The 11,540-nt window shown below is 60.2% G+C and carries 10 protein-coding genes; 1 reads left to right on the forward strand and 9 read right to left on the reverse strand.

Annotation, left to right across the window (positions count from 1 at the left end; genetic code table 11):
• The 5 genes from ACXWUF_RS10710 to ACXWUF_RS10730 all read right to left on the reverse strand — a co-directional run.
• The coding region (locus ACXWUF_RS10710) for a hypothetical protein (RefSeq protein ID WP_458494668.1) at positions 1 to 871 on the reverse strand (871 nt) is incomplete at its 3' end.
• An 18-nt stretch (positions 872 to 889) separates the two neighbouring features.
• Positions 890 to 1,378 (reverse strand): curli assembly protein CsgF, encoded by a 489-nt coding sequence (locus ACXWUF_RS10715; RefSeq protein WP_458494669.1) that lies wholly within the window; start codon positions 1,376 to 1,378, stop codon positions 890 to 892.
• Positions 1,379 to 1,633: 255 nt separating this feature from the next.
• A complete protein-coding gene (locus ACXWUF_RS10720; protein ID WP_458494670.1) occupies positions 1,634 to 2,752 on the reverse strand; it encodes an ISAs1 family transposase in 1,119 nt (372 codons plus the stop codon).
• A 375-nt stretch (positions 2,753 to 3,127) separates the two neighbouring features.
• Positions 3,128 to 4,447: a PepSY-associated TM helix domain-containing protein gene (locus ACXWUF_RS10725; RefSeq protein ID WP_458494671.1), complete on the reverse strand. Its 1,320-nt coding sequence runs from the start codon at positions 4,445 to 4,447 to the stop codon at positions 3,128 to 3,130.
• Positions 4,448 to 4,545: 98 nt separating this feature from the next.
• Complete coding sequence (locus tag ACXWUF_RS10730; protein WP_458498747.1) at positions 4,546 to 5,187, reverse strand: tetratricopeptide repeat protein; 642 nt, start codon at positions 5,185 to 5,187, stop codon at positions 4,546 to 4,548.
• A gap of 602 nt (positions 5,188 to 5,789) precedes the next feature.
• On the opposite strand from ACXWUF_RS10730, the gene ACXWUF_RS10735 reads away from it, so the two are divergent.
• The gene (locus tag ACXWUF_RS10735; protein ID WP_458494673.1) at positions 5,790 to 6,914 is read left to right on the forward strand and encodes a hypothetical protein; all 1,125 of its coding nucleotides are present in this window, start codon (positions 5,790 to 5,792) and stop codon (positions 6,912 to 6,914) included.
• Between the two features lie 202 nt (positions 6,915 to 7,116).
• On the opposite strand, the gene ACXWUF_RS10740 is transcribed toward ACXWUF_RS10735, so the two are convergent.
• The 4 genes from ACXWUF_RS10740 to ACXWUF_RS10755 form a co-directional block, all read right to left on the reverse strand.
• Positions 7,117 to 7,575: a hypothetical protein gene (locus ACXWUF_RS10740; protein ID WP_458494674.1), complete on the reverse strand. Its 459-nt coding sequence runs from the start codon at positions 7,573 to 7,575 to the stop codon at positions 7,117 to 7,119.
• A 55-nt stretch (positions 7,576 to 7,630) separates the two neighbouring features.
• A complete protein-coding gene (locus tag ACXWUF_RS10745; protein WP_458498748.1) occupies positions 7,631 to 7,978 on the reverse strand; it encodes a HEAT repeat domain-containing protein in 348 nt (115 codons plus the stop codon).
• Positions 7,979 to 8,593: 615 nt separating this feature from the next.
• Positions 8,594 to 9,526 (reverse strand): FAD:protein FMN transferase, encoded by a 933-nt coding sequence (locus ACXWUF_RS10750; RefSeq protein ID WP_458494676.1) that lies wholly within the window; start codon positions 9,524 to 9,526, stop codon positions 8,594 to 8,596.
• The coding region (locus tag ACXWUF_RS10755; protein ID WP_458494677.1) for a DUF3570 domain-containing protein at positions 9,508 to 11,540 on the reverse strand (2,033 nt) is incomplete at its 5' end. The genes ACXWUF_RS10755 and ACXWUF_RS10750, both read right to left, overlap by 19 nt.

Raw genomic sequence — 11,540 nt, forward strand, 5'->3', positions numbered from 1 at the left:
AAGTGCCGTTCGACGGCCGGTACAGCGCCATGTCCATCCGCCCGTCGCCGTCGTAATCTCCCGGCACCGGCTTGTCGGTGGACAGGCCAAAGCCCAGATCCGGACCCGCGACGAAATCCTGCGACGACAATCGCATCATCCAGTCGCCGTTGCCGGGGCGGAACAGCACGAGGTCGGCTGCGCGGTCATGGTCGAAGTCCCCGGCGACCGTCGCGCCGGATTGGTTCACGGTCAGGGTGGCGCCGTCGCTGTATCCGGCGCTGGTGCCGATGGCCGCGTAATGCCCGCCCGCGCCGTTTTGCATCACGCTGAGCATGTATGCGCTGGATGCGGCCTGGGTGGCGATTAGCACACTCGCCGCCGCACCGTTCTGGGTGATGGTGGCCGCGAGCGAGGCCGCGCCGGACTGGCTGAGCATGGCCTGATTGCCCGTGCTGCCGTCTTGGGTGATGGTGGCCGTCTGACTGGACGCCGACTGGCTGATGGCGGCGTCGTTGCCGCTGGTGGCCTGATAAATCGAGGCTTGGTCGGCGGAGGCACCGACTTGGTGGATGATGGCCGTGTTGCCCGCGACCGCCGCGCCGCCAGTCCAGACACCGCCGCCATAGGTCGCGCCCTGGCCGAGCCGGGCGGCATGGCCGCTGCCGGACTGAACGATGGGGCTTGCGTCGGTGCCCGCCTGATTTTGAGTTCCGGGCACCGCCGCCACTTGGTAAATGTCGATGACGCTGTTGCCGCTGGCGGACGAAGCGTTAATGTTGATCCTGCCCCCGCCGCTACCACTTATATTGATCGTGTTGTCGGCCCTGGCCAGCACGCCAGCGGACAGCGCCATGAGCCCCGCGATAATGGTGACGGCCCAGCCTGGCATACGATGTTCCCCCGGCCATCAATTTTTGACGGCCTCACCCGAAGGCGCCGGTTTTACAGGGCGGACTTCTTTGAATCCTTCCAATTCCCCGTCGGCGTTATAGATGGGAACGGCCTTGGCTTCTTTTTCGTCCTTGTAGTCCTCAATCAGCCTCTGGCCCAGCGCCGGGTTCTCGAAAGACCACAGACCGTCCATGGCGCCCTCCAAAATCATGCTGTAAACGCCCCGCTCAATGACTTCCAACACCGCCATCTGCGGCGGCTCGTTGGAGCTGAAGCCCGCCTCGGCCTCCAGCAAATCCCTGAGGCTCACATACTTGAAGAGGCTGGAATCCACTTTGTGATTGTTCTGGGAGGCGGCGTTGGACAGCAGATAGCCGCCGTTCAACGGGTTGCCCCCGAAGCTTGGATTGACGAAGCTGTGAGTCAGCTCCGCGCCGTGAGCGGCAGTGACCGCCAGCAGCGCCAATGCTCCCGTCAACGATGCCTTATTAGCTGGAGCGAACATGTTGGGAATCCTTTTCGCGATGGATTCATGGATTCATGCGTGACGCGGCAGCGCAAGCTCGAAGGGGCGGCTTATCGCCGCCCCTTCGGCTAAGCCAGCGCTTAGAGGTGAATGTCTAAAGTGGCAGTAGCCACGGCAGGCGGACCTGCAACAGCGGCGGCACCATGCACCATGCGCATCAAGATTCAACGTGCCACTGAAACCGCCTTTCTCATAAGTCAGGTTGGTGTGCTGGTGGGAGCCAGGGCAATCGCGCTATGAAGCCGGCACCTGTTGATCCCCAAAGAGGAGGCCATGGCGGCAGTCCCTATTGAGGAGGGCGCGACGTTTGCGGCGGCGTAGGCTTTGCCTGGACGTGGGATCGTTGTGGCGAAGGAGGTTGAGCGCCATCCGGCGGGCCGGCGCCAGGTTCTTCGCGGAATGATCCTTGCGGGCGCGGTTGGCGTCCTCGCCGAACCGCACATCCAAAACCCAGTGCTGTCCGTTCTCGATCCCCCAATGCCCCCGGACCTCCCCGGCGAAGCGGAGCAAGCCGGTATGGGAACACAGGAAGTACCGGCACTCGGTCGTGGTTCTGCCGCCGAGCATGCGGATGGACTCCACCCGTCCCACCGCCCGCAAGCCCGCCCACTCGGCGCGGGGTTCCAGCCAGTCGATGCCGTCGCTCAGGTGGTGCCGCCTGACCTCCACACGGCCATGATCCCTTTCTATGGTTTCGTGCGGCGGCAGGCGTCCCTGGCCGCTTTCCGTGTCCAGCCAGGGTTCAACCCCGGCGCAAAGTGTGGGATGGTTGTCCTTCAAGGCCAACACGTAGTCTCCCCCGGCCTCGACGATCTGCCGGGCGATGGCCCTCTGGCAGCCCATCGCGTCGATGGTCACCGTGGCGCCCCGCAAGTCCAACAACGACAACAGGCTCGGGATGGCCATGATCTCGTTCGATTTATCCGCCGCGGCTTGTTGGGCGAGCACCATCCGGGCCTGGTTGGCATAGGCGCTGACCAAATGAACGGCGCCCTCCTCCGAACGGCTCCCCCACAGGGTTTTGCCATCCAGACAGACCTGCTCTCCCGAAAGGCTGGGCAAGGCGGCCTGCGCCCAGCGCAGGAAGGCCTCCGCGAAAGGCTCCGGCTTCAGCCGCCCGAACACCTTGCCCAGGGTGTCGTGCGAGGGAACGCCATTCGGCGGTTCCAGGAAGCCCCGGAACCAAGCCTCCTCCTCCAGGGCGAAATCCTCCATGCCGACCCAGTCCTCGGCTCCGGCAAGCGCCGCACAGAAAACGATCATGAGGATGTCGCTCAATTTGTGGAGCTTGTTCCTGGTTTCCCGGCGGGGGTCTTCCAAATCGGCGAAGTAGGGGCGGGGGTCGGGCAACATAAAAAGCCCATACACTACCTCATCCCTTGTCAAGGGGGGAGATAGCGCGATTGCCCTGCCACCGGAACACAGGATTGCCACTTTTTCACGATTTTCAAAACTGACTTTGTTTTGAAAATCGTGTGGCCTACATCCCTCGCCCCCCGCGGCGCGTCAAACGGCACATTGCAACAGCCAAATCCCCCACTTGCCCTGCGACAAAATGCCATATTGGATCAATGATTTAGCTTAGGTAGGATATACCCACTCGCAACGCTTTCATGGTGCTTCGCAGAGCACAAGTGTATCGAGTGAGAAACCTCATCAGTTAGTAAGGATGCCCATAAATCGGCGCATCCTTTTTTTTGCCCACCATTCCGGCCCTCTGCGCCGTTGTCACCACCATCCCCGTGTTTCGCCGGGCTTCCCTTGAAACCAGCGCATCCCCCGTTTAAACCAGCCTAAAAGCACATCCTTGGCTTCCAATAGGACCGGACGCGACCGATGACAGGCCGCCCCGCCCCATGTTGCGGTGACCGCCCCCATTCTTTCAAAGGCGCGCCCAACAGGGGATAAGTCCACCTTGAAATCCCGCAGCCAGCCCCGCGCCACCAGCCAGCGCAGCATCCCGGTCACATACAACAAGGCGGGACTCAATCCGGCCAGGCACCACAGGAACCGCCCCCACGGCCCGAACGCCTCGCCGGTGTGCAGCGGCCACAGCCAAGTCAACGCCGTTTCCCCCGCCGAGAGGCGGGCGGGATTGCGCACCTCGCGGATTTGACCGCTGTGGCGGTCCAGCCATACGGTCGTCATGGGATGGCGCTGATTCACCTCAGAGCGCTGCCGCAGATAAACCCGATACGTGCCGTCCGCGCCATCCGGCGTCACCACCCGCCGCACTACGGCATGAGGGAACGGTCCCCGCGCCAGCAACACCGCCTCGTCCAAGCCGACGGGCCGGTCATTGGGTATGGCGGAGCTGCGCACATTGGGACCGTCATCGCCATGACTCATGCCCGACGCGCCCGCCAGTAATTCCGACGGCTTCGGGAACACCAGGTTGAAGCCCGTGAACGCCACGATCAGCAGCACGCCCGCGCTGACCAAGCCGACCAGCCGATGCAGGTCCAGCGCCAGCCGGTTCGCGCCGCCGTCGTGACGAACCGTGAGCGCCCGCCGCCACCCGCCCAAGCCCGGCCACCATAAACACAGCCCGGCCAGGGTGGACAGCAGCAAGGCCAGCCCCAGCCAGCCCACGGCGTTCCAGCCCAGCCGCCCGGAATGAAGCTGCGTGTGCAAGTCCAGCAGCCAAGTCACCGCCGTCTCGCCCCACACGCGGCTCGCCACCACGTCCGCCGTGTAGGGATTCACCGACACCATGAGCGGCGAATTACGAAGGCTCTCGCTAAGCCCAGGCCGTTCGTACCAAGCGGTCAGCATACTTTCGGGCGTGCGGGGCATGTCCAGTATCCACGGTCCCCGCCGCTCCGGGTGCGCCGCCCGCACCGCCGCCATAATCCGGTCCAGGGATTGGTATTTCTCCTGGGGCTGGTCAATGACAAGCTTCGGGTTCAATAGCTCATCCACAGCATCGCCATAAACGGCAATGCTCCCCGTCAAACCCATGGCCGCAAACAACAACCCCAGCGTCATGGCCAAATATAAATGGAATTTGAACGCTATTTGTCGCCATGGCATAGCCGTTTTTTGCATGGGTATTTTCAAGGCGTTAAGGAAAGGGGAAACGGCGGGATTGCCTCGACCGGGCGTCAGAATATCCCGGTCGGAGGCTTGGAATTCAGGATGATTATCTACTTATCCATTTTTTGTAGGCAGAACGCATAATGCTCCGCGACAGCCTGGCTCTGCTCGTGCTTTCTTCCCAAGGTTTTCTGGGAAATATCCAAGGCCCGCTTATACAGGGGCAGGGCTTTGTCGTATTGGCCCATGGCGTGCAATACGCTGGCTAGGTTATCCAGCCCCAGAGCCACTTTGGCATCGCCCGCGCCAAACTCCGCCTCCTTGATCTTCAAGGACTTCTCGTACAGCGGCAAGGCCAGCGGGTGTTGGCCCAAGGCCCGATGTGACCCGGCCACGCTATCTAAAACGTCGGCCATTTTGGCGTGGTCGCCGCCATACTTCTTGTCAAGAATCGACTGCACCCGCTGATATAAGCCCAAGGCTTTTTCATACTGGGCTTGGTCATAATAAATATCCGCCAAGGCGCTCAGGGTCTCGGCCAGCTTGACATGATTCCTGCCGTATTTCTTTTCAAGAAGCGCCAGGTTTTTCTTCCGCATGGGCAAGGCTTTTTCCAGCCACCCCTTTTTCTGAAAAGCCGTCGCGAGGAGGTTGGATACATGCAGCATGACCGGCTTGTAGAGCAGCGCGATGATCAACACCCCGAAAATCAGAGAAATCACCCCTATCACCAAAAGAGCAACATTACTCATGTATTTTATACCCCATAAATATATTAATCAGGTTATACCGAAACTAATTCTATAACTGTGCCTGGATTATAACATTGAATACGAACCACGCCGTTTGAGCGACATTCAGCCTCAGGGCAATCGCGCCATGTGATTTTCTCCCTCGCCCATCGGGCGAGGGCGATGCCTACAGGTGTAGGTTTTTCAGAAAGCACAGATTTTGACCCCCTCTCCCAGGGGAAGAGGGGACAAAAGGCAAAACCTACACTTGTAAGCGGGGAGTGAGGGGGGAATCAAACAAGGCGAGGCGCAGATTTTGAGCCGTCATGACAAATGCGTTATTTCGCGCATATATAAACTTGGTTCATGTGAAATCACTCGATTTTCGCCATGACGACCAGTACCACCGGGAAACCCTGACTGGCGCCACCCTTCTTCAATGGCGCAGATTTAGCCTTTAAACACATGCATTTCAACGGCTTGCAAACAACCCAAAGCCCAAGGCCAACGCCAAGCAAGCGCCAATGTAAGTGCGTGGCATGATATATGTCTGTTAAGCCAAGCAAGTCGCTAACGCCCCCCAGATCACAGCGCTCTTAAAACCAATTACAACCGGAGACACGATGAAGCTTAAACACATTGCCGCGACCTCGGCGCTTACCGTTATATGCCTGTCCGGCCCCAACGCGCACGCGCATCCGGGCTGGGTGAGTGGCACCTCCAACCTGACCCTGACCAACGCCGTGCCGGCCTCCGTGACCGATCCCGCTGATCCCAACAAAGTCACCAACAACACCAGCCCAACCACATCCTCAGCGCCTTCCAGGGGCTACCTGGAAGATGGCGTCAGGATTGGGCACGGCTGTAGCAACGAAGCCGGCCAGTACGAACCGGGTTCGGCGGCGGTCAACGCCGTCTCCTGGATCTGGCCCACCGGCGAAAACGCCAACGATCCCGCCCCCATGAGCACCGGCTGCGATGTGGGAGGCGCCAATTGCACCGGCTCCAGCACGCAACCCTCCGTGGCCACCATCCCCAATTCCAGCCAGAAGCCCAACTACAACAACGCCGATTGGGCGCCGGGCACCGCCACCGCCGCCAATCTGGCCGATCATCTCTGCGTGGCGACCAGCGCCACGGACGCCACCTGTGCATCGAAGGTCGCCAGCCTCGCCAAGAACTTCACCGCCCAGGGCAATCCCGCTTACTTCAAGACCTTCCAGCCCCATAAACGCGCCCCCGGCTTCTACGCTAAGGGCAGAAAGATGAAGGACGCCGAAATCGCGGCCTTCAGCGCGAACTATGGCGTGCCCTATGCCAGCGCGGCCCAGATTTCCTATGTGAACAACACCGCCACCCCCACGATCCCCTATGTGTTCAGCTCCACCAGTTGCGCCCGCAAGTTGGTGGTGCGTCCGGCGGGTGCCGACATCTGCAAAATCAGGAACACCAAGGTCATCGACCACGCCCACGACCAAAACCTGTGGTTCGGCGGTCCCACCAGCAAGTTCGCGGATGGGCACGGCGTGCATGAAAACTTCTGGATGGGTTATAACCTTCTGGTAAGAAACACCAAGGTCAACCCTTATCCGGCAACTTGCAAGGACCAAGTGTATGGGGATTATGATTTGGTCGTCATGCCGAGCGCCAAGGAAATAGACGACAACCTGGGTTTCCCGGGCTGGGCGAAGGGTAAATACTCCGCTAAATCCGAATTAGAGCATACACGTAGGCCGACTCGGTTTTGAAAACCGAGTCGGCCTTTGTCGCCGCCATACACCCGTTTTAAAAACGCTTTAGTACGGCAAATAAAAAGGGAAGCCTCGGCTCCCATTTTTATTTCGTCAAATTATTGAGAAGCCATTTAAGTCGGCCCGCTCAATACGTCCCCCTGTGAATTGTAGGTCGGGCTTTAGCCCGACCTATACATAAAGCCGAAAACACCCTAAATCAGCGCCGCTGAATATCGGTCCCCGTATGCGCTCCCGAAGCCGCGAGGCAATGGGCCGTGCCGCTGAAAACCATCACTCCCTTTAGCTTGCCATCCGGTTGACTAGGCTTTTTCTTCACCTTGGTGACGGTGAGGGCATAAGTCCCGGCACCCTGCTCAAAAAGAATGACGGGGCTGGCTTTTTTGTCCCCATTGATTCTGTCAACCACAGATTTAGATGCGCCATCTTTCTCAATCGTCGCCCCTGTTAGAAAAGTCGCCGCTTTAGTCCGGCCTTGAATATCAAGATAAATCTCGGAGGGGACACCATTGCCATCATCAAAGCAGGTAATGTCGTAACGCGCCACTGAACCCGCGCTTTTTAATAGAGACCCCCCGTAGGTATCGGCAAACGCTTGGGTATTAAGCGTTAAAGCGACAACCATGGCCGATATGATTTTGGCTGAATAGGTTTTCATGATTTCTTCCTTTGCAAATGGACGCAGGCCAATAATTAACCCGACGCTTTCGTGGTTACTGAATAAGCCCCAGACGCAGCCCGGCCAACTCCCGCACGGATTCATCAGAATCCGCCAAAGCCTTTTCAAGATAAGGACGGCTCTGATAATTAAGCGCCATCCCATCAATCGCGGCAAGCCGCACCGCCGGGTCTTCATCGCTCACGGCCCCGGACAGCAGGCCCAAACTATTACCCCCATCCAAAACCGCCATCCCCGCCAGCGCGGCGGCGCGTACTTCACCCGCTTGGTCTTGCAACCCAGCCTGATAGGCCGCTCGCAGCGCCTCCTTATCAACGCCCTCCATCCGGCCCAATAATTCCAGGCCAGACGCCCGGTCTTCCGCCATCGCCGAAGAAATCATGCCCATTACCTTTTCAGGCGGCTGTGTCCGGGACGGCTGGCTTGAGGAAAAGGCCACGGGGTTTTCCGATACTGGCAGGGCGACTTTGGCGGCCTCATCCTTAAAGGTGGAAGCCAGCACCGTTATGCGAACAAGAATACCTTCCCCTTTGGCCTGAACTTCCTTCCCGGAATATTGGAATAATAAATCAGCGCCCTCCCCCAAAAGACACCGCAGCACCCGCTTGATAGACTCCCCATGGCAATTCAATGTTACCCGCCGTTCCGGCGCGTCGCCATACCGGATCGGAACACCGAGCTTACCAGCCAAACCATCCAACGCGGCCCCAAGCGTGGCCTCGCGCAAACTCAAGTTAATCTCGCCGGAACGCGCCACTTCAACCTTAACCAAACCCGCTGGTGATAACGGCTTTGAATCCACCGCTTTATCATTTGCCAGCGCTGGATTAATGGCTGCGATAACCAGCGCGAGCGCCCAGCCACGTTTTTTGTAAAACGGTGAATCGGACCGATGGAGAAACCTGGATATATTCATTTCTATCGGACCCGTAAACGGTAATTTAAGTAGGACTTACGCAACTATGGTTTTGGGTAAGTCCTGTTAATAATATCCCCATCATTTATCCCCGCCCGCCAATGGTCCCCCCATGTCCCCCCGCACATCCACCCAAAAATGCGGCAATCCCAACGCCGCCAGCCAATCCGGCCCGGCGTCTTCCTTGAGCATGGCGATGGTCGAGGCACTCCCCGCCACCACGCAGAACTCCGCCGCCACCGTCACCGCCGCCAACCGCCGCACCGGCCAGCCGGTCTTGGGATTCAGCACATGCCCGTAACGCACCCCGTCCACCACCAGGCAGCGCTCATAATCGCCGCTGCTGGCGAGACCGCCGGAATATAAGGAAACCGTTTGGATAAGCTCGCCCGGTTGGCGGGGATGGCGGACGCCCACCCGCCACGGTGCGCCGTCCGGGTGGGGACCAATGACGCGGATGTCGCCGCCCAGATTGACAAAGCCGTGCCGCACGCCCGCCTCCAGGCACAGCCCCGCCACCCGGTCGGCGGCGTATTCCTTCACCACCCCGCCAAAATCAAGCTCCAAGCCGGGTTCGGGAAATTCCAAGACCGACGCCGACCAACGCAGCCGGTGCCAGCCGACTTTAGCCAATAGCGCTTGAATTTGCGCCGGGTCGGGCAACACGCCCCGGTCGAAGCGCCAAGCGCGGCGCAGAATGCCGGAGGTGATGTCGAACAGTCCGCCGCTCTGCTGGTGGCAGGTCGCGGCGTAATTCAAGAGACCCGCGGTTTCATCATCCACGGCGATGCGGCCACCCGTGGCGGCGACGCGGTTGATGGCGGACAGGAAGCTATCGGGGCGGTAGCGGGAATAGCGGGATTCCAAGCGCTGCACGTCGGCAATGACAAGGTTCGAAACGCGCCGCGCCCCGGCATGACTGGTGGCGTAAAGCTGAAGCTCGCAAGGCGAACCCATCGCCTGGAAGGGGAAGCGGAAGAGCTTGGGGCGTCCGCTCAGAACATCAAGCTCCATGTGGCATACAGCGATCCTTTGCGCTCGACCTGATAGCCATGAACATCATCCAGCACCGGCTGCAACCACTCGACGCCCAACTGGTTGCCCTGGAAAGCGCCCTCCGCCACGGTGGCGTTCAGGCCAAAGCCCACGTCCCAATAATGCCCGCCGTAATTGGCCGGGAAATCCATGGTCCCCGAGTAGCTGGCCGAAGCCTTGTACTGGCCGTCGACCTTGCCTTGAGCCGTGTAGACGCCGCGCACGGAGGCGGACAGCCAATCCAAGACGTTATAGCCGCCCCAGGCGGTGGATTGGAACATATCGCCCAAGGCGTAACCGTAGGCGTTATGGGTTTCCAGCCGCTTGACGCCGCTCACCTGAGCGCCCCAGGACCAGTCGTCCGCGTGGCCGGTATAGGTCAGGCTGGGCCTAAAATCCCAGGTGCCGCTGCCAAGCTGCATCCCGTAGTCGTAGAAGGTCTGGCTGGTGGGCATCTTCAAGCCCGCGTCGCCGGACGGCGCCATGAAGCCCAAGGTGGCGTGGGCGTGATGGCCGGGCGCGTCGAGCAGCTTGAACAAGGCATACAGGCCGATGTCGCCCACCCCGCCCGTGGAATGGCCAAGCGCACCACCGTGGCTGTGGCTCACGCCCGTGGGCGGCGGTGCGCCCGTCGGTACCCGAAATTTCATGTCCATGTCCATGAACTGCGGCATCAGCATCAGGTTCAGCCAGTCGGTGGGCGCGTACATGAGGTCGAGCATGTGCATCTGCATCGACATCTCGCTGAGCGCGTAGCTGCATTTCCCGGCGCCGCAGCCACGGGCGATGATGGCCGGATCGGCGGCGTTATTCGGCCCGTGCAGCATGCTCCGGCTTTGCAGGCTGTACATATAGCGGTAGCCGACCATCACATCCCCGGCCTTGTCCAGCATGTGGCCGAACATAATGCCCGCCGGGGCGGGTCCGCCCGAATGCCCGGCATGGTGGTGATGGGCGTGGGGATCGTCGCCGCCCGACTGGAACGGCGCGGATAGATCGACCTTCAACCCGGCATTGAATTGGTAGTAATCGAAGTCGGCGTACTTCCCTTCCCCGCCCCCGCCCAGCTTGAGTCCACCGGCATGGGTGTAATACTCGAAGCTGCCTTCCAGGGTGACGGCCTTGCCCAGCTTCTTGCTGACGGTCACGCCGCCACTCAGGGCACCGAAGCCGGACAAGCGATAATCGCTGGAATAAGCGTCCAGCGGCACCTTGCTTAAATCAATTTGGCCGACACCGAGCTTGGGTTGCGCCTGCTTGAACAGGAAATAGGATTGGTAGAAATCCGCCGCGCCCTGGGAGTAATAGCGGAAGCGGGGGGTGATGGTCCAGCCGCCGCCCAAGGGTTGCACCCAATCCGCGTCGAAGGTGTGGGCGTTGATGTCCCAGTCGTCGTGGTAGAAGCGGTAGCCCAGGTGAACCGCCGCGTCCAGGCCGTCGATGTAATGCACGTAGCGGGCGTCCCAAGTGACTTGATTGCGCACGTCGGGCCGTTTCTCCAAGACCGCCTGCACTTCCGGCGTCAACAGGGCGGGCACGCCGGGAATACCCATATCCACCGGGGTCTGGTTCGGGTCCACGAAGATGAAATCCACCACCTTGTAGGGATTCGCCAAATAGCCCGTGCTGCGGGTGTAGCCGACGCCGCTTTCCAGCAGCGAATTCTTGGTCAGCACTTGGGTCAGCCCGAAGCGGGTGGCCCAATCCTGCCGGGTGCCATTCAGGAGGCGGGAATCGGTGCCATTCGGACCCGGCGTGACGTCGATCTGGCGGCGGTAATTGGAGTAATCGTAGTAAGGGCTGGCGTTGGGATCGAGCCGGGCGGTGATGTCGCTGTTGGTGTAGCTCAGCCCCAGATTCAGCGTGGTGAGCTTCTGGTTGAAATCCATCCGCCCGCCCAGGCTGGCGAAGGCCGAATGGTAATCGCGCTCCTCGGACAGCCCGCCGCCCACATCCACCGCCGCCTCGTCCCATTCGTGGGTGATCTTGAAAT

It is taken from the genome of Methylomagnum sp., assembly GCF_054333355.1.

Coding starts and splice junctions, on each gene's coding strand:
- ACXWUF_RS10725 (WP_458494671.1), bottom strand. CDS start 4,447: ATGCAAAAAACGGCTATGCCATGGCGACAAATAGCGTTCAAATTCCAT.
- ACXWUF_RS10735 (WP_458494673.1), top strand. CDS start 5,790: ATGAAGCTTAAACACATTGCCGCGACCTCGGCGCTTACCGTTATATGC.
- ACXWUF_RS10715 (WP_458494669.1), bottom strand. CDS start 1,378: ATGTTCGCTCCAGCTAATAAGGCATCGTTGACGGGAGCATTGGCGCTG.
- ACXWUF_RS10720 (WP_458494670.1), bottom strand. CDS start 2,752: ATGTTGCCCGACCCCCGCCCCTACTTCGCCGATTTGGAAGACCCCCGC.
- ACXWUF_RS10745 (WP_458498748.1), bottom strand. CDS start 7,978: ATGATTTCTTCGGCGATGGCGGAAGACCGGGCGTCTGGCCTGGAATTA.
- ACXWUF_RS10750 (WP_458494676.1), bottom strand. CDS start 9,526: ATGGAGCTTGATGTTCTGAGCGGACGCCCCAAGCTCTTCCGCTTCCCC.
- ACXWUF_RS10730 (WP_458498747.1), bottom strand. CDS start 5,187: ATGAGTAATGTTGCTCTTTTGGTGATAGGGGTGATTTCTCTGATTTTC.
- ACXWUF_RS10740 (WP_458494674.1), bottom strand. CDS start 7,575: ATGAAAACCTATTCAGCCAAAATCATATCGGCCATGGTTGTCGCTTTA.